42 protein-coding genes are annotated in these 21,830 nt (G+C 51.5%); 15 read left to right on the plus strand and 27 right to left on the minus strand.

The window, feature by feature from the left end; translation table 11 throughout:
* Positions 1 to 3: 3 nt before the first annotated feature.
* The 26 genes from RTP97_RS07590 to RTP97_RS07715 form a co-directional block, all read right to left on the minus strand.
* Positions 4 to 2,190 carry a portal protein gene (locus RTP97_RS07590; RefSeq protein WP_312412278.1) on the minus strand — a complete coding sequence of 729 codons (2,187 nt, stop codon included), beginning with the start codon at positions 2,188 to 2,190 and terminating at the stop codon, positions 4 to 6.
* A complete protein-coding gene (locus RTP97_RS07595) occupies positions 2,191 to 3,639 on the minus strand; it encodes a terminase large subunit domain-containing protein (RefSeq protein ID WP_312412279.1) in 1,449 nt (482 codons plus the stop codon).
* Positions 3,608 to 4,105 carry a terminase small subunit gene (locus RTP97_RS07600; protein ID WP_312412280.1) on the minus strand — a complete coding sequence of 166 codons (498 nt, stop codon included), beginning with the start codon at positions 4,103 to 4,105 and terminating at the stop codon, positions 3,608 to 3,610. The genes RTP97_RS07595 and RTP97_RS07600 overlap by 32 nt, the downstream gene beginning before the upstream one ends.
* A gap of 12 nt (positions 4,106 to 4,117) precedes the next feature.
* Positions 4,118 to 4,360 carry a DUF2560 family protein gene (locus RTP97_RS07605; RefSeq protein ID WP_312412281.1) on the minus strand — a complete coding sequence of 81 codons (243 nt, stop codon included), beginning with the start codon at positions 4,358 to 4,360 and terminating at the stop codon, positions 4,118 to 4,120.
* A 50-nt stretch (positions 4,361 to 4,410) separates the two neighbouring features.
* Positions 4,411 to 4,677, minus strand: a complete 267-nt coding sequence (locus tag RTP97_RS07610) for a hypothetical protein (protein ID WP_312412282.1) — start codon at positions 4,675 to 4,677, stop codon at positions 4,411 to 4,413.
* A 109-nt stretch (positions 4,678 to 4,786) separates the two neighbouring features.
* Positions 4,787 to 4,981 carry a hypothetical protein gene (locus tag RTP97_RS07615; protein ID WP_312412284.1) on the minus strand — a complete coding sequence of 65 codons (195 nt, stop codon included), beginning with the start codon at positions 4,979 to 4,981 and terminating at the stop codon, positions 4,787 to 4,789.
* Positions 4,982 to 5,125: 144 nt separating this feature from the next.
* Positions 5,126 to 5,563 carry a DUF2570 domain-containing protein gene (locus RTP97_RS07620; RefSeq protein WP_312412286.1) on the minus strand — a complete coding sequence of 146 codons (438 nt, stop codon included), beginning with the start codon at positions 5,561 to 5,563 and terminating at the stop codon, positions 5,126 to 5,128.
* A complete protein-coding gene (locus RTP97_RS07625) occupies positions 5,557 to 6,183 on the minus strand; it encodes a glycoside hydrolase family 19 protein (RefSeq protein WP_312412289.1) in 627 nt (208 codons plus the stop codon). Before RTP97_RS07625 ends, RTP97_RS07620 begins: the two co-directional genes overlap by 7 nt.
* Positions 6,176 to 6,499, minus strand: a complete 324-nt coding sequence (locus tag RTP97_RS07630; RefSeq protein WP_409455928.1) for a phage holin family protein — start codon at positions 6,497 to 6,499, stop codon at positions 6,176 to 6,178. Before RTP97_RS07630 ends, RTP97_RS07625 begins: the two co-directional genes overlap by 8 nt.
* 422 nt (positions 6,500 to 6,921) lie before the next feature.
* The gene (locus RTP97_RS07635) at positions 6,922 to 7,419 is read right to left on the minus strand and encodes an antiterminator Q family protein (protein ID WP_312412291.1); all 498 of its coding nucleotides are present in this window, start codon (positions 7,417 to 7,419) and stop codon (positions 6,922 to 6,924) included.
* Positions 7,416 to 7,574, minus strand: a complete 159-nt coding sequence (locus RTP97_RS07640) for a hypothetical protein (RefSeq protein WP_312412293.1) — start codon at positions 7,572 to 7,574, stop codon at positions 7,416 to 7,418. The genes RTP97_RS07635 and RTP97_RS07640 overlap by 4 nt, the downstream gene beginning before the upstream one ends.
* An 88-nt stretch (positions 7,575 to 7,662) precedes the next feature.
* Positions 7,663 to 8,124, minus strand: coding sequence for a hypothetical protein (locus RTP97_RS07645; RefSeq protein ID WP_312412295.1), 462 nt, complete (start codon positions 8,122 to 8,124; stop codon positions 7,663 to 7,665).
* Between the two features lie 9 nt (positions 8,125 to 8,133).
* On the minus strand, positions 8,134 to 8,589 hold the full coding sequence (locus RTP97_RS07650; RefSeq protein ID WP_312412297.1) for a YbcN family protein: 456 nt from the start codon (positions 8,587 to 8,589) through the stop codon (positions 8,134 to 8,136).
* A gap of 458 nt (positions 8,590 to 9,047) precedes the next feature.
* Complete coding sequence (locus tag RTP97_RS07655; RefSeq protein WP_312412299.1) at positions 9,048 to 9,314, minus strand: eaa protein; 267 nt, start codon at positions 9,312 to 9,314, stop codon at positions 9,048 to 9,050.
* Positions 9,311 to 9,919, minus strand: coding sequence for a hypothetical protein (locus tag RTP97_RS07660; RefSeq protein ID WP_312412301.1), 609 nt, complete (start codon positions 9,917 to 9,919; stop codon positions 9,311 to 9,313). Before RTP97_RS07660 ends, RTP97_RS07655 begins: the two co-directional genes overlap by 4 nt.
* Entirely contained in the window at positions 9,916 to 10,092 is a 177-nt protein-coding gene (locus RTP97_RS07665; RefSeq protein ID WP_312412302.1) for a hypothetical protein, read from the minus strand. Before RTP97_RS07665 ends, RTP97_RS07660 begins: the two co-directional genes overlap by 4 nt.
* 2 nt (positions 10,093 to 10,094) lie before the next feature.
* Positions 10,095 to 10,502 carry a hypothetical protein gene (locus RTP97_RS07670; protein ID WP_312412303.1) on the minus strand — a complete coding sequence of 136 codons (408 nt, stop codon included), beginning with the start codon at positions 10,500 to 10,502 and terminating at the stop codon, positions 10,095 to 10,097.
* Positions 10,499 to 10,948, minus strand: coding sequence for a hypothetical protein (locus tag RTP97_RS07675; protein ID WP_312412305.1), 450 nt, complete (start codon positions 10,946 to 10,948; stop codon positions 10,499 to 10,501). The genes RTP97_RS07670 and RTP97_RS07675 overlap by 4 nt, the downstream gene beginning before the upstream one ends.
* 4 nt (positions 10,949 to 10,952) lie before the next feature.
* Positions 10,953 to 11,138, minus strand: a complete 186-nt coding sequence (locus RTP97_RS07680) for a hypothetical protein (RefSeq protein WP_312412308.1) — start codon at positions 11,136 to 11,138, stop codon at positions 10,953 to 10,955.
* Positions 11,135 to 11,434: a hypothetical protein gene (locus RTP97_RS07685; protein WP_312412310.1), complete on the minus strand. Its 300-nt coding sequence runs from the start codon at positions 11,432 to 11,434 to the stop codon at positions 11,135 to 11,137. The genes RTP97_RS07680 and RTP97_RS07685 overlap by 4 nt, the downstream gene beginning before the upstream one ends.
* On the minus strand, positions 11,431 to 11,730 hold the full coding sequence (locus tag RTP97_RS07690) for a helix-turn-helix domain-containing protein (protein WP_312412313.1): 300 nt from the start codon (positions 11,728 to 11,730) through the stop codon (positions 11,431 to 11,433). The genes RTP97_RS07685 and RTP97_RS07690 overlap by 4 nt, the downstream gene beginning before the upstream one ends.
* A complete protein-coding gene (locus RTP97_RS07695; RefSeq protein ID WP_312412316.1) occupies positions 11,731 to 13,077 on the minus strand; it encodes a replicative DNA helicase in 1,347 nt (448 codons plus the stop codon).
* The gene (locus RTP97_RS07700) at positions 13,077 to 13,985 is read right to left on the minus strand and encodes a replication protein (protein WP_312412319.1); all 909 of its coding nucleotides are present in this window, start codon (positions 13,983 to 13,985) and stop codon (positions 13,077 to 13,079) included. The genes RTP97_RS07695 and RTP97_RS07700 overlap by 1 nt, the downstream gene beginning before the upstream one ends.
* Positions 13,986 to 14,047: 62 nt before the next feature.
* Positions 14,048 to 14,320 (minus strand): hypothetical protein, encoded by a 273-nt coding sequence (locus RTP97_RS07705; protein ID WP_312412321.1) that lies wholly within the window; start codon positions 14,318 to 14,320, stop codon positions 14,048 to 14,050.
* 23 nt (positions 14,321 to 14,343) lie between these two features.
* Positions 14,344 to 14,658 (minus strand): CII family transcriptional regulator, encoded by a 315-nt coding sequence (locus tag RTP97_RS07710; protein WP_312412323.1) that lies wholly within the window; start codon positions 14,656 to 14,658, stop codon positions 14,344 to 14,346.
* A gap of 106 nt (positions 14,659 to 14,764) precedes the next feature.
* Entirely contained in the window at positions 14,765 to 14,980 is a 216-nt protein-coding gene (locus RTP97_RS07715) for a helix-turn-helix transcriptional regulator (RefSeq protein WP_312412325.1), read from the minus strand.
* Between the two features lie 104 nt (positions 14,981 to 15,084).
* On the opposite strand from RTP97_RS07715, the gene RTP97_RS07720 reads away from it, so the two are divergent.
* The 3 genes from RTP97_RS07720 (at position 15,085) to RTP97_RS07730 (ending at position 17,285) form a co-directional block, all read left to right on the plus strand.
* A complete protein-coding gene (locus RTP97_RS07720; RefSeq protein ID WP_312412327.1) occupies positions 15,085 to 15,717 on the plus strand; it encodes a LexA family transcriptional regulator in 633 nt (210 codons plus the stop codon).
* Positions 15,718 to 15,725: 8 nt separating this feature from the next.
* The gene (locus RTP97_RS07725; RefSeq protein WP_312412329.1) at positions 15,726 to 16,133 is read left to right on the plus strand and encodes a hypothetical protein; all 408 of its coding nucleotides are present in this window, start codon (positions 15,726 to 15,728) and stop codon (positions 16,131 to 16,133) included.
* A 978-nt stretch (positions 16,134 to 17,111) separates the two neighbouring features.
* Complete coding sequence (locus RTP97_RS07730; RefSeq protein WP_312412332.1) at positions 17,112 to 17,285, plus strand: hypothetical protein; 174 nt, start codon at positions 17,112 to 17,114, stop codon at positions 17,283 to 17,285.
* Here the strand turns inward: RTP97_RS07730 and RTP97_RS07735 are convergent.
* Positions 17,275 to 17,553: a hypothetical protein gene (locus tag RTP97_RS07735; RefSeq protein ID WP_312412334.1), complete on the minus strand. Its 279-nt coding sequence runs from the start codon at positions 17,551 to 17,553 to the stop codon at positions 17,275 to 17,277. The two genes, RTP97_RS07730 and RTP97_RS07735, sit on opposite strands and share 11 nt — an antisense overlap.
* Positions 17,554 to 17,740: 187 nt before the next feature.
* On the opposite strand from RTP97_RS07735, the gene RTP97_RS07740 reads away from it, so the two are divergent.
* The 12 genes from RTP97_RS07740 (at position 17,741) to RTP97_RS07795 (ending at position 21,794) form a co-directional block, all read left to right on the plus strand.
* Positions 17,741 to 17,899 (plus strand): hypothetical protein, encoded by a 159-nt coding sequence (locus RTP97_RS07740; RefSeq protein ID WP_312412336.1) that lies wholly within the window; start codon positions 17,741 to 17,743, stop codon positions 17,897 to 17,899.
* Between the two features lie 147 nt (positions 17,900 to 18,046).
* Complete coding sequence (locus RTP97_RS07745; protein ID WP_312412339.1) at positions 18,047 to 18,316, plus strand: hypothetical protein; 270 nt, start codon at positions 18,047 to 18,049, stop codon at positions 18,314 to 18,316.
* 43 nt (positions 18,317 to 18,359) lie between these two features.
* Positions 18,360 to 18,602, plus strand: coding sequence for a DUF551 domain-containing protein (locus tag RTP97_RS07750; RefSeq protein WP_312412342.1), 243 nt, complete (start codon positions 18,360 to 18,362; stop codon positions 18,600 to 18,602).
* Positions 18,603 to 18,730: 128 nt separating this feature from the next.
* Positions 18,731 to 18,925: a hypothetical protein gene (locus tag RTP97_RS07755; protein ID WP_312412396.1), complete on the plus strand. Its 195-nt coding sequence runs from the start codon at positions 18,731 to 18,733 to the stop codon at positions 18,923 to 18,925.
* Complete coding sequence (locus RTP97_RS07760) at positions 18,922 to 19,545, plus strand: hypothetical protein (protein ID WP_312412344.1); 624 nt, start codon at positions 18,922 to 18,924, stop codon at positions 19,543 to 19,545. Before RTP97_RS07755 ends, RTP97_RS07760 begins: the two co-directional genes overlap by 4 nt.
* Positions 19,538 to 19,747, plus strand: coding sequence for a cell division protein FtsZ (locus RTP97_RS07765; protein WP_312412346.1), 210 nt, complete (start codon positions 19,538 to 19,540; stop codon positions 19,745 to 19,747). Before RTP97_RS07760 ends, RTP97_RS07765 begins: the two co-directional genes overlap by 8 nt.
* A gap of 7 nt (positions 19,748 to 19,754) precedes the next feature.
* Positions 19,755 to 19,997 (plus strand): hypothetical protein, encoded by a 243-nt coding sequence (locus RTP97_RS07770; RefSeq protein WP_312412348.1) that lies wholly within the window; start codon positions 19,755 to 19,757, stop codon positions 19,995 to 19,997.
* A 69-nt stretch (positions 19,998 to 20,066) separates the two neighbouring features.
* Positions 20,067 to 20,264: a hypothetical protein gene (locus RTP97_RS07775; RefSeq protein ID WP_312227598.1), complete on the plus strand. Its 198-nt coding sequence runs from the start codon at positions 20,067 to 20,069 to the stop codon at positions 20,262 to 20,264.
* A complete protein-coding gene (locus RTP97_RS07780; RefSeq protein WP_312412350.1) occupies positions 20,261 to 20,416 on the plus strand; it encodes a hypothetical protein in 156 nt (51 codons plus the stop codon). The genes RTP97_RS07775 and RTP97_RS07780 overlap by 4 nt, the downstream gene beginning before the upstream one ends.
* Entirely contained in the window at positions 20,409 to 21,017 is a 609-nt protein-coding gene (locus tag RTP97_RS07785) for an ERF family protein (protein ID WP_312412352.1), read from the plus strand. The genes RTP97_RS07780 and RTP97_RS07785 overlap by 8 nt, the downstream gene beginning before the upstream one ends.
* Entirely contained in the window at positions 21,018 to 21,479 is a 462-nt protein-coding gene (locus RTP97_RS07790; protein WP_312412355.1) for a single-stranded DNA-binding protein, read from the plus strand.
* Between the two features lie 15 nt (positions 21,480 to 21,494).
* Positions 21,495 to 21,794 (plus strand): hypothetical protein, encoded by a 300-nt coding sequence (locus RTP97_RS07795; RefSeq protein WP_312412357.1) that lies wholly within the window; start codon positions 21,495 to 21,497, stop codon positions 21,792 to 21,794.
* Positions 21,795 to 21,830 lie beyond the last annotated feature (36 nt).

A 21,830-nucleotide genomic window follows, 5' to 3' on the forward strand; every position in this document is an offset into this window, starting at 1 on the left:
CTCTTATTGAGGTGTCTCGGCTACGCCGCCGGAGGGTGAAGTTTGTCTCTGCGATTGCAGGATGTTGGCAACGTCCATGCGCTGGGTGTGCGCCTGACTGTTGCCTTTAAGGATTAACTCAGCATTAGCGCGTGCATCATTGCTGCTCTGTTGCTGGAATTTGGAGATGGTTTCAAGCGCCTGGCGGAATTCCTTCTGCTTATCCAGGTCGACGCCGTTGAGGATTTCGGCAATCTTAGCTGCTGCAAGCTGGTTCTGAGCTTCAACCTTGGCCGCTTCAACTGCGATCTTCTTGTCCTCGTTCTGTGCTTTGATTAGCTCTGCCTGTCCGGCCATGTACTGGCCTTGGGCAACGAGCTGTTCAGGGTTTGGCTGCTCCTGTTGCTGTTGAGCCTCCATCAGCCACTGCTGCTCTTCCGGCGTTTCTGCCTGCTTCAGACCTCTGACCACGAGCTGCTTGTTGGCGTAATCACGGGTGATATCCATGCCCTTACCGTCCAGCAGTTCGAGGAACTGAAGAAGCAGCACATTCCACATATCAGGGTTGGCTTGCATGAGTCCCGGCGCATTAAGCAGCTCTGCCAGCTGCGCCCGGCTCTGGTCTTTCATCGACTGGAACGACGGCCCAACGTCCGTGTAGCACTCATAGCGGCCACGGATATCGTTGAGCGTTACGATGCTACCGGTTTGAAGGTCTAGTTCCTGTGAATAGAGTTGAACCTCCTTCTCGCTGCCATCTTCCAGAGTCATGGTGACATTGCGCGGCACGTCGTAGATATCGCTGACCATCGCAGCGTAAATCTCGCCGTCACGACGCATAGCCGTAGCAAGGTTGTCCTGAAACACGTAGGTGTCCAGGTCAGCACGCATGTTGATCTGATTAACGGTATCGAAAGCCACCTGCCGGCCGCCGATATCCTCTGCATCGACCCCCACACTGGCTGTCTGCTCAACAGCATTTGTTGCTGCTTCCAGCATGTAGGCATTGGCTTGAGGAACCTGCACTGGCTCCTCAAACTGAATAGGCCCCGGTGGCAGGTCTGCTCCGTTCTCATCAGTGCGGTTGATTAGCTTGTAGCGATAGGCGTTCCCGCTGTCGTGCATCTGCTCATACCCTGCCACCTGCTCAGGATAGAAGTAAGGCACGCGTTTAGGCGTCACGGCCACAATGTCAGCATTGAAAGACATGATCATGTTGCGCAGACGCTGTCCGTCTTTGGTGCCGCGAACGATGCCCTCATAAACTTCCTTATCGCCAGCAAATGCCCACTCGCCATAAACCGGCACGACAGGGATATGCTCGCCAGCAATGCGCTCACGATCTTTCAGGATTTCGGTCATGGTGATGAGGCTTTTGTATACCCGGCGGCGCTTAACCTTGCGCTCACCAATCTTCACCATTCCCTTATCTGCGAGCTCCTCGATAACGTCCTTAATATCTGCTTTGAAGTAGCTAACTGGCTCACCTGTCAGCGGATCCTGATAGATGAATACCGTCTCTTTCTTCTCTTCCACCTCATAGTATTCGCCGACATAGAATGTCTCGCTGGTTGCCCAGGGGAATATCCAGTTGGAGGAAGGAGACTGGAAGGTAGGATAGTCATCAGCATCAAGACCATGCTCTTCAGCAAACGCATCCCAGCCATCTTTGCTCATCGCGCTGATGATGGTGCAGTGCAGCGCATCGCTCTTGTCGAGCTGCTTGGCGTTACTGTCCCACACGACATGGGAGCACGCCTCGTGAATCGGAACGCGCCGGATTATCTGGTTATTGCTGGTAGGATTCTGGTCTTCGTATTCTGTAATCAGACGCCAGGCACCGACGCCAGCCTCTATCTGCTCACGAACTGCTACGTTGACAGATATCTTCGCGGTGTTGTGCCGCATATCTGTGCGGTACATGCCCATCAGGATGTCAGCAGCGTCAGGGCTGGCTCCATCCTTCGGTTTATACAGCACGTCGACGGGGTTCTTACGCATCTCAGCAACAAGCTTGCGAACCTTCGGCTTAACAACATCGAACTGTCCGCGATACTGCAGCGTTGTGTAGTCGCTCAGCCAGTCATCCCATTGTGATACTCGGGAGAAGAATAAGTCGTTGCTTGCCTCTGTCCTGGCCTCGTCGCTTGCCGACCAGTCCCGGTCGAACTTCCGGAGAATGGTCTGCAATTTCTCATTGGTATCGGCCATTTATCTACTCCGGGAGATTGGGCGAATTGGTGCAGGCATTACTTTTTCTTTAACGATGCCAATATCGCCGTAGCGCTTGGCAAATCGCCGCATCATGTAGGCATACCGCGTGGCGTCGAGGAGGTCATCACGGATCTTCACGATGCGCCCCTTGTCGTCACGATGATAGAAGTTGAATTCTTCGAACCAGTCACGCAGACCGGCGAATACTTTGAATCGGCCTGAACTCATCAGGTCGTGAAGCTCAAACAAACCGGCCTCAACTGACCTAGAGCCGTCGGGCCACTGTGCAGGCTCTGGAAGCATCAGGAATCCAGCATCGGCATAGTAGGACTTCTGCTGCAACCCACTGCCTTTCTCTGTCTGTAGGCCATCCTGAGGCCATGAGGTAGGCACACGATTAGCCCATGACTTAGTAGCGCCCCAGGCTTCAGCGGGTGAGGTCTTGCTGGCCTTCCATGCTTTGGTGACGTAGAAGGTCTCGCTGTCCATGTCGATAGCAAGTTGCACTCGGCTTTGAGGGTGATCCCATCCGAAGTCCATCCCATCGATAACCATGTAATGCTTGGGTATCGGGAATGGCTCGCAGGTGATACGGTCTTCGCTGAAGTCAAATATCCGCCCCTGCCCCAGCATTGGAATGCCCTTGGTTCGCATGTCGCGCTGATGAGGCGGATAAGACTCCAGAAGACTCCGTTTAGTCTCTTCAGTGAGGTGCGGGGCGTCATCCCAGCCAACGTTCATGCAGAATTGCGAGTCGGCTGGGTCGTCTAATAGCTTGATAACCAGTTCTGTGCGCCCGTTCTCCGGCGTGAACGTCAGGATGCCACGACCGCCGCGGCCTTTATCGCCTGTGGCGGTACGAGTCAGTACTTGCGGATAGATTGTCTGGTCCTCTGGCTCTTCATCGATGTGGAACCAGTCGATGTCATCACCCATCAGTGCGTGCTGCCCCTGAGTGTATGACCAGAACTGCACCTTACTGAGGTCACCGCTGCTATGCCGGATATAAGCTGAGCGTACAGCGTTTGGCGTGCCGGTCATTGGCTCAGTCGATACAATGCGATCTGCCGGTATAAGCCCGCCGCTGAACTCACCGTTTACCTTCTTGCCGAGAATGGCAGCCTGAAGCAGGTCTCGGCACTTCTCCCCAGAATATCCAAGGCACCACATCAGCGGTGCATGGTCGAACCTGTGGCCTTCCCAGCCTTCAGGGTACTCCCCCAACAAATGGATGGCGTCGATGTAAGTTGCCGTATCAGTCTTGCCAACACGGTTAGCGGCGATGAGTGCGCATTGCCTGAAATCTGCGGTCTTAGATATGAATTTGCGCTGCCAGGCATAACGAGTCTCAAAATAATTCCGGTACCGGTACACATCTGCACGGCGGGCTTTCTCTTCCAGCAGGCGGATTAACTCAAGCTTCTCCTCGCGCTTCAGATTGTGCATTTACAAGCCTCGCGAGTTTTGCATTAAGTTCTTCGTCAGACATTGTCTCGATGCTACCTGAGTGCTCTACCTTGTCAGTGAACAACTTCAGATGCTTGCCAAGCAGTTCGTAGCCCTTCAGCGCTGCGTTGGCATCGTATTTGTAGACTGGCGACATAATTCCATCGGGTGTTTCAACCATCACTGGCTCACCCTTTTTGTCGTAAACCATTTCAGCCTGCTCGCACCGACGGATGTTTTTAATCACCCCTTCAATTACAAACTCTGCGCTGAGGCCTACAGCGGCGTTACGCTCTTTTGCTAATTCAGTGATTCTTGCCCGCAAGTGCGGTTTAGTCAGGTTTTCGTGACCAATCGACTTGGCAGACTTCTCGCTATAGCCTGAGCGTATCGCCGCTTGTGTTGCATTCAGATCAATCACGTACTCCTGACAGAATCGCTCTTGTTGTTCGTTGAGTTCAGCCATCAGGTTTCTCTCTTACTCAAACAGCGGCAGAGCTTCTTTCATGCCCTGTAGCGCTTTGGTTGTGCGGGATACTGCAGTGGGTTCGCTTTGTGCCAGGGTGTACTGGCGCTTGAATAGCTCAAGCTTCAGCGGGTCATCTGCGATATCGTCGATTGCCTTCTTGGCTGCAGCAGTGTCGTATTGAACAAGTGACAGGATTTCGAGTCGCAATTGCTGCTGTGAGGTCAGATCGGTTTGTGCGGTTACATCGGACATGGTGGTCTCCTTTGTCATTATCGAGCACCCCTTGAGATGCTCTGTAATGATCACTTCAGCAGTGAGTACTCTTTGGTGAAGTCTTTCGCTTCGACGTAGTACGGCTGACCATCAACCGACTCGACGTAGTACCCGCCTTCTTTCGGCTTGTTCTGGCTCATGAACTCAGCAGATACCTGAAACTGCGGGTAGGACTCGTCTTCCGGCGTGAGGTATGCAGCGCCGTCCGGATCCTGATGGATTTCTTTAATCTTCAGGGCGCGGACTTGATGATCTTTGCCTTTGTACAGCGGCAACTGGTGACGTTTGATTGACATTATTTTTCCTCTTAGCTTCCGATAACGAACATGCTGAAAGTGGTGTTTGCCGGTGCGTCTGCGTAAGGGCTTCCGTTTAATAACAGCTTGCCTACCGCTTGCAGTTTTATCACTGAAAAAGGCTGGCGATGGTGACCGCAGGCAACGCAAACAGGCATAGCACTACAGCCCACTTCGCCATAAAGTGTGCAGCCATTAGCGCACGGTCTTTTGCCGTTACTTTAGGCAGGGTATGATTGAGAACGTCATCCCGGATTATCGACATGCCGTACAGCAGCGTAATCTCTCGCTCTCTTTTACTCATTTCTGAGCCCTCAGCCTTTCCTCCTCGATGATCCTGATAGAGGTTATCTTCCCGTTGCAGTCATCAAGAGCGTCCAAAAGCTTAGAGTTAAGGATTACGCTGTCACCGAATGTCATCCCCTGCGGCACTTCAGGAGTGAAGCAGTCACTTAGCAGGCTTGTCGGTATTGGAGCCTGTAGAGACTTCACCATTTCGTACTCTGTCTGCTTGCTGGCGCAGGCCGTCAACGACAGAATCAGGCACAGGGATGATGCTGCACTGATTATTTTTGAGTGCCTGCTTAATCTCATCCTGAAGCCTCTGGTTTTTCTGTTCGGCCAGATTGCGACGAAGCCTTTCGTCTTCTGCGATCTGATTAGTGCGCTCAAGCGCCTTAGTGAAGTTTGCGAAGGTGTTGGCAAAGTCATCATTCTTGCTGCGCAGGTTTTCAATCCTGTCAGCCTTGGCTTTGTCTTCCTTCACAAGCCCTTCGTTCACAAGCCGAAGTTGCTGATTTGTGTTGTAAAGGCTGTAAAGGAAAAAGCAGATGATTACCGCGAAGAGTATCGGGATGTAGTTCCTGAGCATTGAGAGGCTTAACATAAAACTCCCTCCGCAACTTTTAGTCGCGCCCGGCGGTCATCAATACCGTTCAGGCCACCGTTGATTGCCTTTGTCAGTCCGTTGAAGTCACCGTTATCTGCAAAGCGGTTCAGGTTGTTGGCCTTCCAGAACCATCCTGCGGATCGAGCTGCATTTCGAGGGTCAAGGAGCAGGTCAGGATTATTGACCAGTTCCAGCCCAAGTGCCTTTCCACATTCTTCGTAATTCGCCTTAAACGTTACCTGCTTCAGCCCGCGGCCACGGTATTTCCAGCCGTCACCATTCAGGTTGTTGCCATAACGCCCACCGTAAACAAGGTTTGCTATTGCCGCCTGCCGTGCCGCTGACAGCGCTGGCTCTCCTGGCTTGCGACCTAACTGCTGTCTTTGGGCTGCCGTTAGTCGGTTGCCGAAGATAGTCAGACCTTCAACTGAATAGTTCAGAGATTCCTGAACTGAGCGAAAGCCACCTGATTCAGTCCCGATCTGGGCAATGAAGGCAGCCTGCCGCTTTGGCGTGCTAATGCCAAATTCTTGCATCGTCGCAACGATGTGGGAGTACCACTTATCAGCCAGGATGGCGCTTACCCCGGCCGCCTTCATGAATTGTTCTTTAGTCATTAGCTTCCTCCTTCCCGGAAACTTTGCTTAAGAAGCGCTTTTCAAGAGACTTGATGAAGGAGGAGCCGGCCCAACCAGCAAGCCCACACGTAGCGCCCATAACTTCAGGAGGCCAGCTGTAGTGCACTGCAATTAAAGCCATAGTCAATCCGGCGAATATCGACACGATTAGCTGAAGGCACAATGTCCGCCAGCTGAACACCTCGCCGCCAAGAACTTTAAATGAGTAGCTTGCTATTGCGCCGATGATCGTCATGCCGAAAGCGATTAGGATCGACCAGAAGTTCGGATCGCTTTTGTATGGCATCTTGTTCATTTCCACCCCCAGAGAGGGGATTTGTTCATATTTAGGAATACAGGTAATTGAGAGCTGAACAAATCCGATTTAAGGTCACCGTGTCTGATCAGACGGTGTGGGCCTTCGGTCTTTGTTCGTGAGTCAAACCATGAGCAAGATGGCAGGAATCTGTTAGCGCAGATTCTTGCCGCCCATATTCACGAGCCCGCCTAGTGCGGGCTTTGTGCTTTCTGGCGCTGAGAGATCAACGCTTATGAATAAAAAAGCCAGTGGCGAAACTGGAAATGTGAGGGGTCGAAGTGGGCTCTACGGCCTATCCCAGTTGGCGGGATTTGTTGCAATAAAAAAGCCCCGGCATTTAACCGAGGCTTTATTGATTCAAAATGTCATGTCACACACAAGAATGGCAACATATACGATTTATTCTGCTCATTTGTTCATTAAAAAGCAAGCTCGTTAACAACATTTTTTGCGATTTTCTTCGCATTATCGCGAACGATGAACGCTTTTTGCATTGGTTGGTGCAGGCAGAATAGCGCGGCGTTGAGTGTGTCTTTCACTTCACGCCTTATGGTTGAGATGCTGGGTTTCTTATACTGGTTGCCTCCGCGCGTCTTCATCAGACGAGGACAGGCGATTGCGTGCTGCCATGAGGCGATCCGGATTTCGCTGGACTGGTACACGTAATACGCCAGCAACATCTTGTAGGCGTTTTCGTCAATGGCCTTCAGGTGAGACCCAATAACCTGGCTTATCAGCATGCCGTCATCGTCGCTGCATACAGGGCGGTTTGTCTGCTGTGGCTCAACGGTAGCCATAAATTTTGCAATCATGTTGATCATCGACTTATCGATGCGTCCGGTCTGAACCCATGCCCCCCACAATTGGAGCCAGCCATCAATCCAGCGATATTGCTCTGCGGTTAACTCAATTTTCATGCTGGGATCTCCTGCTTTTTCTTTCTCTCTGCCTTTCGGCGCTCACTGTTGCGGATAATCTGCTGTGCTGTGCCACCCGGGCCGCGTCTGTTGATGTCGAATCCGGTGCGTAGGATGGATTCACGCTGGTAGCGCTCGATTTCGGATCGGTTCATTGCGCCACCCTCCGGCTATACAGGAAGTCGCCAATAGCCAGCGCGGCGATGAGAGCCACGTAGCCGATGCAGTAAATGGTTTCGATGCTCATGCGGCCTCTCCCATTCGCAAGGTTATGCTCTGCTGATACCAGTCAGGTGCGGTGAACTCGATGCGGCCAAGCATTCCGGTGATGCGGAGAGCTTTCAGCCTTGCCAGTTCCTGCTTGTAGTGCTGGTACATCTCCTCTTTCTGCCACGGCTTAATCTTCATCGGGTGCAGCGCGGCGCGGGCCACCTGCTCAACAGTCATAGCACCGTATTCATACTCAGCGTGGCGGGCGAACTGGATCGGCTCCTCACCTAAACGACGATGACAGCCAACACAGTGGGCCAGCGCGTTGAGGGGGTGCCAGCGGGTAGAGGTGTGGCGGCGACCGTTGATATGTGAGCAATGGAGTGATGCGCGGTTTGTGCTGAAATCACGACCGCAACTTTCACAGCACCAGTTAGCGCGTTCGCGAACCAGCTCAGAAAAAATGGAGTCGTGTTTATCTCTTTTGAGTGCCATGAGCTTTCCTTACTGGTCTTGTTTTTCGCGCAGCACCTGGAATTCGCTGCTTTGAGGGATGGTCAGGACGAGACCGAATTGCGCACACCACCGCTCCACCTGGCACATGAAGTGGTGCATATCGCCGGTATCAAGATCGGAGGTGTGGCGGAGTTGGCGTTCTACCGTTTTCTCCCCGGTAGTGAAGTCGGTGTATTCAACGTCTTCGTACCCGAGAAAGGTCTTTTTTAGGTTTCGCTTTACCCATTCCTTGGTGGCGTCAGTGCGGCCGGAAGCGATCAGGTATGCACTGATCTCCTCGTACCAAACGTGGCTAAGGCTATTTTGAGAAAGACTGCGTTTCTCACGCCAAGGCTTGAGTTGAAGTCGGAAACATTGACCGTCGTTCAGGAGTGGGTGTAGATGCTGGGTTATAGCATTCAGGTTGCCACGATGTAGCTTGATGCCGTCTTTCGGGAGATTCATACGCCACCCCCGAGAGGTAACGCAGAATGCAGAAAATCGCAGGTGACTTTCGTCATCTGTGACAGGAGAGATGTTGCGTTCAGTTGCGTCATAGATATGTTCTCATCTATGACACACGAGCTATGGCTGTTCGGGCCGGAGGAGTTGTTCAGACTCCATGCACAAAGTTGTTCAGGCTCTGTGCATGGTAATTATAACCTATTTTCAGCACATCAGAAACAAAGAAGCCGAACGCATCTCTTCGATTTTGAAGGTATACGTCCGGCCTCAGTAATGCAAAGAATTCAGCACAATGTCCAACTCCCCAGTCCGACATTGATGCTAATAGTTGCAGACCCCTAATAGAGCCCTTGCTATGGCAACAAAACATTACCGTAGCAGTATAACCTATGCGGTGAAAATGCAGAAACTAAAAGGCCCCGAAGGGCCTGTTTTATGCTTTGCGCCTGGCTGGAGATTTAGGCATCACGCACCTCAAGCTTCCATACTGCCTGTCCAATGCGGCTGCGGTACGTATCCTTGGACACTAACCCTTCTTTTGCCAGTTCAATAAGCACCTCACGGAGTTCCGCCGATTTCCACTCCTCATCCGGAAAGGCAGACTCCATCGCTAATCGCAGACTCCATGTGGCCATTGTGAAGGCGTATCGACCGCCTAGCACTTTTTCTTCCTGCGCAGCGCGTGCACGCATGACCTGCAAAATCTTCTCTTTGACGTCCATCACTCACTCTCCTGCTTCGGTGCTGCGGCTAACATGGCTCTCCATCCGCTCGCGAGGTCAAAGCTACCTTCCCAAAAATCAACCTCTTTCCATGCATTTGAATAATCGAATGCCTTACACATCTCAGTAGTAGGCTCAATAGGCACCAGTGCGTAACCATCCGGAATATCCGGATAGTTGAGTTGTTCGGTGTTACCGAACGACTGAGACTCGGCATACAGCGGCACATAGACAGCAGTATCGGTGGCTGCATCTGGTTGCTGCTCCAGAGTGAAACACGCTCCTGAGAAACGGTTCATGTAAAGCACAGGCCCTGCGGTGACTGCCGGCGCTGGTGACGTGGCGTAGAGCGCGTGTTTTATGATGGATGGTCCAACATTGCAGTAATCTACCCAATAATCTGCCTGAGACTCTTCTTTGTGAAGCCGCGGGAAACTGGCATCACCTTCCCGGGTAGTCATCCACGCTACAGGCTCCTGCTTATCCCGCTCCCGGCGCTCCAGCAGTTCGGCGGCCATTTCGTGCAATATAGCGACATCAGCAACGCCCAGCGAATAACCTGGTTTCAAGTCAGTTACTGCGGTTATGTTTTCTTTGCTCAGTGTCATGGGTTAGTCCTCCTTCCAATTTCTGCGCAGATAAGCCCTGCTAAAAACATGCTCACATGACCGGAAAACAAAGCCCAATCTGGAACATCAAGGTCAGCCAATGCCATTGAAACAGGGGTGCTTACTAAACCGATAAGTACGATTACGAGAAAAATAACCAGGCGATCGGACATACTCACTCCCCCTCAATCTTCAGGCTGATGCCAGCGGCGGCAGCGGCAGCGGCGGATTTTTCATGCGCTCGTTTGGAGGCGTTGAGAATTGCTGCCAGTGGTGTATAGCCTCCATCCATTCTGATTGTGTTGTGAATGGCCGCCAATGTGTCTCGAAGCTTGCTGTGGCTCTCTGCCAGCTCAGCTATCTTCGCTTTATCAGCATCACGCTCTGCCAGCAGGGCCAGTACGTCACGGTCAGAGTTCACAATACGTCGCTCGGCGGTTTCTAGTGCGTCAAGAGTTAGCTCCAGAATGTCGCGCATATGCTCGGCGTTGCCGTGACAGGCTTCATCGTATCTTTCCCAAAGCCGAGAAAATCGTAACGCATAAGGTTTCGCTGCTATCAGCGCTGCGTATTTGTCGCTCATACAGCCTCCCCGTTGCGCAGATGGGCTGCAAACACAGTAGCCGTCGATGCGATATCAGAGCGGTACGCGGCACTTGTTGACCCTGGGTGCCGCCCGGCCAAATCCCTCTGCGCGGTGGCAAACGCCTCCACACCCCTCGCCATCTGCTCGCGCTGCCAGGCGTCGGTAGCGAGAGCTTGAGGTCGTTTGCAGCAAAGGATTTCAAATGCCGCCATCATTCCCTGCTCTGGCACATCCTCGTGGTACTCATAGAACGCATCAAGAGCCTCCATCATCGCCGCACCACTCGGTTGTGGACGGTATTCACGCTGCGCCGCATTCTCCGCCGCCAGTTGGTCACGCTCAGCAAGCACACGCATCAAATATTCAGTCTTGCCTTCGTTGCTTTTCATGTCGTCCGGGCGGTACTTGCCGAACATAAATTCACAAGCCTGCTCTTTGTTCATCTTATTATTCCCCCTTCGAAATCTGCTCAATGCCTGCTGCTGTTACGTACCACTGACGAGTGCCGTAGGAGTAATTGAGCAGGCCTAGTTTGTTTAATGTGTTGCCGATGGTGTGGGCTGAATTGCGCTCTACTGCGCCTTTGTGGATGGAGATGAGGAAAGCGCGCTGGGCCTTCGTGAGTTTCTTCATGCTCTCTTCACTCCGAATGTCTTGACCAGCGCCGACTCCATACGGCCTACACAGGCACGAATACGGGCTATCTCAGTCTCAGGAAACATGCTGACTGCCATCTGCTCCAGAGCGCCTTTGAGGGGCTTAGATTCGACCTTGCTGATACGGTCGCGGGCGAATGCCTTCAGTGCCTGCTTGATGCTGCGGCCTTCGATGCGGGCCATTGCGCGGCAGAGTTCAGCGTTAAGGATGGTCTCCGGAAATTCTGCATATTCCTGCTCAATGATTTCACGGGTGTTGCGAGCTTCGTTCATGCTCTGTTCTCCCGGGCTGCCATGAGCAGGCTGTTAAACATGGCGTGGAGGTTTACCCCTTCAGCTTTTGGCTCGGGCTTCACCCTGCCGTTTGGGGCCGGTTTATCTACGGCGATATAGCGGTACTGCTTCTCAAATCCTTCACGCCGGACACGCTGGTCGATTACGAGCCTGCTAAGCGTGCCGTTGACGGTTGATTTATTCAGCCCGGTACCGGCGATAATGTCGGTTGAGTGGCAGCCTGGATGCTCTGCGATGTAGCTAATGATTTGCTGAAGGTAGGAAATTCGTTTCATTTAGCCTCTCCAGTTGGAGGAATTGGATTTAGCAGCCTGTCGCTCGTTCTCTGCAAAGCGGTTGGCTGCATCCTGCTGATCGATGTTCACGAAGTGGCCGTTGCGCCATTCCATGTAGAAGGTCTTTGGCTGGCCGGAGCGGTATTTCCCGACGATGATTTCTGCGAGTCCTTTCAGGTCGCTGTTTTCGTTATAGACCTCATCGCGGTACGGGAAGATGATGACGTCTGCATCCTTTTCGATGGAGCTTGAGCCAGCCAAGTCACCCATGTTTGGTCGCTTGTCTCCTCGCCCGTCAACGTTGCGGTTTAGCTGCGCCAAAAGGACTACAGGCACTTTGTTTCGCAGGCAGAACTGCTTCATCTTGCGGGTAACCTCAGCAATCGCCAGGTCAGAACGCTCGGCTTTAGGCATGTCGATAAGCGTCAGGTAGTCGATGGCGAGAAAGCTAAGTCCGCCGTCCATATTCATCCGTTCTGCATGGCTGATGATTTCGTCCGTGGTGAACGAGCCGGTAAGGACGTGGTTATCTTCGTCCAGAAGCATCCCTGTAGCCGCTGTCAGTTTCGTGTAATCTTCCTGCCTCATTCCCAAAGGGTTACGTAGCGCTCCGATTGACAAGCCTCCACGGTCAGCTATATGACGCTCAACGACCTGCGTTTCAGACATCTCCATCGAGATCAGAAGCCCAACGCCTTTCTGCCGGCCGATTGAGTTGGCGATGTTGATTGCCAGCTCGGTCTTACCCATGCCAGGTCGGCCGGCGATGACGATCAGGTCAGTTCGGTCAAATCCGCCGTACTCCGCGTCCATCGGCTCAATGCCCGTTTTGAGGTACAGCCCGGACTCCTCACCCTTCAGGCGCTCTTCCAGAACCTCCAGATAGTCGGGAATCAGATCTGCGATACGCCGTGGCAGTCTGTCGTTGGTTTCGAACTGCAATCTGCCTACGATGCCGGTAGCCTCAGCAATGCGTTCGTTGATGTCGTGAGTTCCTGCCGCTGCGAGAATCTTTGCCGCGTTCTGCAAGTCCTCAACACCCTTGCGGATCATCCAGCACTGCCGGACACGCTTTGCCCACCCCCTGATGTTTGCGGCGCTAATCGTCTTGGTAGCGACATCAAGAACCAGGTCCTTTGTAGCCGCCGGTACTGCTCCCTGCACCGTGAACATGTCGATTGGCTCGGCCTTGTTCAGCAGCGTGACGATTGCCTGATACATGCTGCGAAGGTGGAAGTTATCAAACGCCACGGCTGGGAGCTTCCCGGCGATGTCGCGGCAGTCGATATGGTCGCCTTTCATGATCATCGAACCGATGAGCTGGTATTCAAATTCGTAACTTTCCATCAGCCCTCCTCCGCCAGAATCTGGTCAATATTTTTCTGCCGGAGCGCGGTATCGATGCCGTACTTCTTGCCGGTAGGATTTGCTCCGCAAGCCCAGTCTGTAGGCTTGTAGCCAAACTCGATGTAACCGTTGATGAACGTGTCAATATCGCGAGGCTCTTTGCCAAGCTCCTTGCACTGCTTCAGGTAGGACTGCCAGAGTCGCTTGATGCCATCCTCGGTGGTGGTGGTGATACTGAGAATGCTAGGGAGGCCGAACTGACGGGCTTTGCAGTTCCAGGTATCTTTGAAGCGCTCCCGGTCGAATGTTGGGACTGATGCACGGGGATTGGTTTTCTTTGCCCGGGGATTAGTGCCCTTCTGGCGGGGTGTTAATTTCTCATCACCAGACAAGCCCACTTCGTGGGTTTGGGTAATGTTTTTATATTCTTGTTCTAATAACTTCTTACTCTGCTCTACCTCGTTACTTACCTTCTTTGTTACCTCAGCTATGCCACAGGCCGCGTGGTTGCTGGGTTTGTTTGTTACCTCGTTACTTACCTGCTTTGTTACCTCAAAATCGGCCTGATAATCCGTGTAATTTATGACCGTAATCACAGTTCCGTGGCGGTTTCCGGCAAAGGTGATCATCTTTTCTTTGGCGAAAAATTCGAGCATGTCGCGCACTTGCTTGGCTGATTTCTCATTGCCCTGAGAGTCCTTCAGCTTTCTTGCTAAATAAGGGATCTTCGTGACCATTTGACCTGGCTGCAAATCCCACTTTACCCCGTCAAAATCGACGGTACGGGGCTTGTATTGAGCCATTCCGATGATCCTCACCCAAAGGGAGAACTTGGCAGTGTCATTGGCCCAATCCTTGGACAGAAGGCTCCTGAACAAGGCAAAATGCCCCTGCTTTTGGTTTTCCATCCGTGAACTCCTGCGCTCGTGTGCGGCGCTGAAATCGTAGACTCTTGCTGTATTGCTCATCGCTACCTGCCTTGACGGAAAATGGCTAAAACTGAATTGAACTGCGCGACCGATAGATCCTCTTTCAGAAGCCTTTCCAGGAAGGCATTAGGGATGAAAGTGAACCCTTCTTCTTTCGGTAACTGAGGCAATAAACTCCGCGCCTCAGCTTTGAACAGCTCAGTTCTGGCTACTGACGCAAAATGCAGGGTGGTTTCTCTGTCGATAGACTGGAGGTAGCGTGAACGCTTCACATCTTTATGCGTTTCATGTGGATGAAAGCCTTTGTTTCGCATATAATTGACCTCGTGAAATGTTGTTAAAAATCCATCTGGATTTGGTCAGAGCGCTCTGTTACCGCAGGGCGCTTTTTCTTTCCTAATCCCCTTTCCTCCAGCAGATCTGCCAGTCCCACCACAACACGAGAAATGTCATCGTCAGTAATGGCGTATCCAATGAACTCAAGAAGAGCAGCCATGCGTGGGATGTAGTGCTTTTTCCACTGAGTGACGGATGACTTGTTCACCCCGAGATGCTCAGCCACCTGAGTGGTTCCGAGAATCGCGATGCGGTTTAGAATCCAGCTCTCAATTTTTCGAGCGCTGGCTTTGTTGCGTGTTGTTAAGTCTTCCATTTGTGATAATTCCTGTTAGTTAAATTTGTTTATTCGCATCCATTGATGCGGTTGTGTTTGCCATCCCGTAACAGGCTGGCGAGCTAATTGTTAAAGAGCGGTGTTGCTATGCTGCTTTACCGGGCTTCTTTCCGTATAAGAGCCAGGCTGGATCACATCCGAGTGCGTTAGCCAGTTCAAACAGATAACGGGGGCGTTTAGTAACTCCTGCCTCAATCAACTGAATGGACTGCTGCTTTACTCCGGCCTTCTCGGCCAACTCGGCTTGTGTCATGTCGAGCTCAAGTCGCTTTTTCTTTAAGCGCTCTTTGATAGTTTGCATTGCAGTTCCTCCAACAAACTTTCTTGTATTTAATTACAAAATATCTTGTTTGTCAAATACAGGATTTCTTGTAAGCATCAGGGGGTCAATAACTGAGGTGAAATATGAGCATCGCGAGCCGCGTTAAGGCTAAAAGAGAGCAGCTTGGACTGACTCAGACAGAGCTGGCCGAAAAAGTAGGAACTTCACAGCAAGCTATTGAACAACTTGAAGGAGGGAAGACTAAGCGCCCTCGTTACTTGCCGGAATTGGCATCCTTTTTGGGTGTATCAGCAGAATGGCTACTTGATGGGACGGGGCATTCTAATGTTACATTCGTAGGGAAGAATGAGCCGAAAGGGAAATATCCATTGATCAGCTGGGTTAGCGCGGGTGAATGGTCAGAGGCCTGCGAGCCTTATGACCTGAGTCAAATAAGTGAGTGGATCGAGTCAGACACGCATCTTCTTGGAGATGGGTTTTGGCTTCGTGTCGAAGGTGACTCTATGACGTCTCCAGTGGGCCAAAGTATCCCTGAAGGGCATTTGGTGCTGGTAGATACCGGGCGTGAAGCCAAGAACGGCAGCCTTGTGGTAGCGAAGCTCCTTGATGCTAATGAGGCTACGTTTAAAAAGCTGGTTATCGATGGCGGGCAGCAGTATCTGAAAGGCCTCAATCCATCATGGCCCCTTATTCCTATCAATGGGAATTGCAAGATTATTGGCGTCGTCGTCGAAGGACGCATCAAATACATCTAGGAGAAGTTGTGAGAAGCTTAATTCTTGGTATTGCCATGATGTCACCGTTGGCAGCCTCTGCGCAATGCTGGGTCGTTTCTAACTTGCATGGCTACGGTGCTATGGAGCTCGATAAATATGAGTTTTCAACGGACCGCATCACTAATGGAGTTTTTCAGATAGCTATTGATGGCGACAAGGCTAATCTATTCAATGTCGGATCAAGCCTGGTCGGCTCTGGTCTTATGTATATCCCGCTCGCTGACAACACCATGACGGGGATATACAAGGACCTGGAAAAGACCACGATAGAGACCTGGTCTATCACACAAGACAACAAAGTAATGTACACCAAGGTCATAAACTCATCGACCATTGGCAGCTCAACCAAAGCCTTTGTTGGCGACATTGTTGGAACCTGCACCACCAAGCCATAACCCCACCTAAAACAAAAATAAATATCGTTAAAAAACAACGATATTTGTTTTTCATGTCATTAATTACAATATTTCTTGTTTACATATTACAAACTATCTTGTAATTTTAACTCATCGAAACGAAACATCGATGCGGCGCAGGAAGTTGAGCCGCGCCAGACAGGAAGTCAGGCTGCTTATTTAAAAAGATGATCCCTCCCTGTTGCGGGGAGGCCGAAGAAAGTGCTTCGGGTTTCAGGCTCCGCGCCAAAAAGTAACGCAAGGTCATGCGCAGATGACATGCGAAGCGGGATGGCAGTAGGCGCTGCTGCGATGCGAGCCACAATGTCACGCAGCCTGAAACACCAAAGCACTTACTGAGGACACTTTTATGAACTCAAGACAGCGTTACAAGGCTAAACGCGCAGCTGAGCACCGAGAGCGCAAAGAGTATTGCCAGAAGATAGAGCGTGCATTTTCACGCCTGTCAGAAGATTGCAGCAACCGCGTACTGCGAGCCACTTCGCTCGGTAGTCTGCGTGACACCAGTATCGGCGGCGCAAGCTGCTTACCAGAAGTAGCTATCTTCGCAGCTGGGCATCGCAAATCCAAGCAAGTTACAGCTCGCTGAGTCGGCTTATGAAAACGCCATTCGTTGCCCGGTTTGCGGTGAGGACTTCGACCCACGCACACCGGTGTGTCACATCAGCAATCATCACAAAGGCGCAACAGAGCATCAGCTTAGACAGATACGCGATGCCCGGCGTCAGCATTTCAAGAGCTGACTTCATCAGTATCTTTAAGCCCGCAAGGGCAATACACACGCATGGCTAGCCGCTGCCACCCTTTTCGACGCGGCATACTGGATCGGAGGACTTATGTAGCAGGTAACAGCGAAGGCTGAAAACTCGGCTGCCCTGGCAACGGGGCAGATTTCCCAGCGGCTCTTCACGAGGGGCTGACGGCAAATCTACTCCACTTATTTAAAAGAGACGGTATATGGATAATCAGGATAATGAGTTAAGAAAGGTTGTGCAGGAACTGGCGGATGAAGAAGGCATCAGCTTTTCAGATGCCCTGGACGTTTCGATTAAAGCACTGAGATACGAAGTTCAGCGCAGAAAGTCTTTTACTGGTGAAGCTGCTGACGGCGGTTGCGGGCCTACTTCTTAGCCAGCCACCATGATATGTCAGCCGCTTCAGTAATTAACAGGTAATAATTAGGCCTGACGCTTCCAGCAATCCCCTTGACTTCTTCCCTTATATTATCAACGGTTGAGTTTTTTAGGGTGGTGTACTCGGCAGTAGGAAGCCTGAACACAGTTCCATCAAAATCCTGAATATCACGACTATAACCTCTGGCTTCCATTTTTTCGTGAAGCCTTTCATAGTCTTCCGAATCAGCACCACGCAGTTCAACCCTAACTATGTATCTCGACATAAGAATATTCCTATATTGACTGTGGAATGAGCAACATATCAGTTTCCTTTGACTGTGGAAAGCAAAGGCCACGTGCCGGGCGTGGATAAACATCCCGGCATTAATTCAACTGGTCGCTTAGGCGGCCTTTTTTATTGGCTGGCTCCCTTCACTAGGGGCTGACGGCAAATCTAACAGAGGGTGAGATATGGATAAGTTAAGCGATGCCGTATTAAAGCGGCTTGTCAGTGATGCGGCTAAAGCTGTTCAAAGCGCCCGCAAGGCAGAAGCCGAAGCAAAAAGGAAGCATTCACAGGCTGTTGGTGAGTTAGTGCGTCGGGGTTATGTGGTCAGCATGACATTCTGAGGCCGCCTAGCGCGGCTTTACTGAGGTATTTGGTGTGTGGTGGATGCAGGCGATTGAATAGCAAAGACAGTCGTATGCATGGGGCTGGTAACCCTGACCACACAGCCAAATATTTCATAGCGGCGACGCAGGGGATGAGGGGGAGAGATGAGTGATTTTCCACAGATGAAAAGGCCATGGAGCGTGGTAGGTGCTGGGTTTAATGACGATGGGGTTTACTTCACGTTTGATGACACGGTCATTGACCGCAGGGATATAAATTTGATGCAAGCGGCACCTGATCTTCTAGAGGCGTGCTTGAGAATGAGAAATCAACTACACGCTGCCGGATATCAGGCAGAACAAGGCTCTTTAAATCCGACCAAGTGCTTATTGGCTCAGGTCGAAACTGCGATTGATAAGGCATTGGGTCAGTAACCGCTAGCCCGGTCGGGTTTCTTATACAGAGAGGGGAAAGAGGATGGAGTGGATTAAGTGCAGTGACAATAAGCCAGGTTACCCTCGAGAGGTTCTTGTTGCATTTACATCTGATGCTGATGGAGAACCCTGTTTTGATACAGGAGTTGCAATTCTATTCCCTGACGGAAAGTGGCGCGGTGCTGGAGTTTTTTACGTGATGAATGGAGAAAGAAAATATCAATACAGAGAGTGCGTAAGGGAGGTAACGCACTGGATGCCTAAACCTAAGCCACCAACTGAATAGACCCGCTCCGGCGGGTTTCTTTTTGCCCAAACAAAAGCTCATCCATGTGGTGGGCTTCTTTTTTGGCAACAGACACGCGAGTTAATTGTTCAACGTTCCGCGCCGCGGCGATAAGCGGGGAGATGATTATGTCCACTATCGAGATTGGCGGCAGCCCTTTGACCGTCACCCACAACTGCAAGCAGTACACCGTAAAGCGCTGTGCACTCAACGATAACCAGTGGCGGTTGACGTCGGTAGATAAGCCGCGTGAGCAGATTACTCTTAACCGCTGGCAGATGCATATCGCTGGCTTCGGTCACTTAACGGAGATGAAGGCATGAAGCTGATTGAGATTTTAGTACGCGACTTGCCCGCGTTTGGCGGCTGGCCTGAAGGTGCTGTTGAATGCCATCGTTTTGTTGATGAGGCTAACATCGACTTTTATGACGAGCATGGTAACTGGGACGCAGACTGCGGCCTTGAGTACGGGATGAATTTTGCTGAAGAGGCTGTTAGAGAGAGGGCAGCAGGTGACCCAATGCGCACTGAAAGTGTAACTCGCGATGAATACGAGGCCGCTCTCGCTGCCAGCAAAGAGATGCTGGTTAATAAGCCGGTTTGGGATGGGCAGGGATTGCCGCCGATGGATATGGAGTGTGAAGCCGTTTTTTCAGATGGAAGTGAAGTGCTTGTTGGTAAAGCGGCTTACATTGGAGAACACACCATATTCATCACTCGCAAGACTAATAACCAGCATCACCCAGAGGTTGAGAGCGTGCTTCGGACAGGAAATTGGTCCTTCCGCCCGCATATAAACGAAGCAGGGCGTAAGCGTGAAGAAATCATCGATGCTCTACATAAAAGCCTACCAGACATTACCTATACAGACTGCATTGATGTTTATAACCTGATTTTATCAGGCGATATCCCCGGCGTAAAACTGGAGGATCCAGATGCATAGCCACTATGGCCACATGCCAATCATCCGCCAGTGTGTTGAGCCTGGCATGCACGTACTCCATCAGGGACGCACCTACCGCGTATCAGCGGTTAAGCACGACAAGAAGTGTCTCTACATCCATACGGTGCTGGAGAGCCTTCAGATTCGTGATGGTGTGGTTGAGGTCTTATTAAACGGTCGCGGGCTGCCGCTGACGCACTGAGGTGGATATGGAATTAGTGCCTTTTATAAAACGCGTTAAGGATTATTACGACGATTGCCACCTCGATTTTCCAGACATTGTTGAAATCACGAATGAAAGGCCGTTCGAGAGGCAAGAAGATACGATTCACGGGATGCCTTATGTGCTCGTTGAGCAGCATACTAACTATCCAAGCGAAGACTCATTCTGGGGATATCTCTACTTCCCACTGAAAAAGCGCAAATACATCCGCGTCCCATTCTCGATGTAGCACCACCCCACCCTATTTCCACACCGGCAGCCACTACGCGGCGGCCCTCGCTCACCCAGGAGTTGAGCTATGAAGATTAAATGTAAATGTGACAGCGTGCATGGCTACCTCGATAGCCAGCGTAATCAGGTAGTCGAGCTGGAAGGCGTTGTTCTCGATGGCACAGTAGACACCCGTGAGGTTCTGATGCAGCTGGACGGCGCTGTAGTGCTGGAGTGGCTGGCAGAGCAGGGCTACACAGTCATCGCACAGGAGCAGGCAGCATGAGCGCGTTAGAGCGATGGGATGACGATGCTTTTGTGCGGCTGATGCAGGATGTGATCGGCGAACCTGAAATGACTCACGAACTGGCAGCGCAGGAAGCTATTGCTGATTACCGCAGTGAGCAACAAGCAGAAAGGATGGGAATGTATGAGTAAAGAATTTTTCTCGCGCCTCGCAAAAATTCAAAGCGAGCTTGTCGCCCCAAAGGGGCAGACGAACACTTTCGGCAATTACAGATACCGCAGCTGTGAGGACATCCTCGAGGCTGTTAAGCCGCTGCTTGACGGCCTCTTCTTGTCTATCAGTGATGAGATAGTCCAGATCGGAGACCGGTTTTATGTAAAGGCAGTCGCCACGATAACTGATGGTGAGGCCTCTCATTCTGCTACTGCAATGGCTCGAGAAGAGGCACAAAAGAAGGGAATGGACTCAGCTCAGGTAACTGGCGCAACCAGCTCCTATGCTCGTAAATACTGCCTTAACGGCCTGTTTGGCATTGATGATTCAAAGGATGCTGATACTGATGAGTTGAAGCATCAGCAAAACAATGCTCACGCCAAGCAGACGATAAACGCTGATGCTGTTCTGAAAGGATTCTCATCTTACGCCAATTCTGAAACCGATACTTCAAAGCTGACTGACCGATATCAGGCCGTATGGCATGAGCTTGATGGCTTCCCTGAGCATCAGGAAAAGTGTCGAGAAGTGACGACAATCAGAAGAAAAGAACTCAAGCAACAAACTCAGGCGGCATAAATGGCTATCAACATTATCACTATCTCCGGCAACGTGGGGAAAGACGCGGTTGTCCGCGTCACCCCTAACGGCAAGCATATCGCACAATTCTCCCTCCCGGCCAAAAGCGGATTTGGCGACAACGAGAAGACATCCTGGCTGAACTGCAAGATGTTTGGCGCTATGGCTGAGAAGCTCTCAGCTTCGATTCTGAAGGGCGTAAAGGTAACGGTGACGGGAGAGTTCGTTATCGAGGAATGGAAGCGCAATGACGGCTCACAGGCGCAGACGCCTACGATTCTGGTAAGGGATATCGATCTGCCGCCGCGCTCATCTAGTCAGGCAGCGCAGCAGCAACCACGCACCGCACAAAGACCGCAGCAGCTGCCTGCAGTCAGTGAGCCGCCCATGAACTTCGACGATGAGATCCCCTTTGCACCTATAACCCTGCCGTTCCAGCGCCACACCATTCACGCCATTTAATAACTGGAGTCTCCAATGAGCACCTCTTCACCCGGGGCGGGATATCTGCGCCCACCAAAACGCTCCGGCACCAAAGAAGAGGTGCTGGCTGGCTTATTCTCACACCTGGATAAAACGCTAGGCACCCAATATGAGGTCGAGAGCAAGCAGCAGCGCGAGCAGCGGCTCATGGATGAGCTGTGGGCTAACCGGGTCTGGCAGGACAACTATGAGGCTTCTTTTCGTCCAGCATGGCAGACAGTTGGCCCGAGGCAGCCTGCCTACACCGAAGAGCGTCGCTACATTGGCCGATACGGACACACGAGGATGGACTGAAATGAGCAGAACATTACGCATTGAACAAGGGGAGGT

Origin of the sequence: Pseudescherichia sp. (assembly GCF_031998825.1) — a bacterium.
Lineage (GTDB): Bacteria > Pseudomonadota > Gammaproteobacteria > Enterobacterales > Enterobacteriaceae > Pseudescherichia.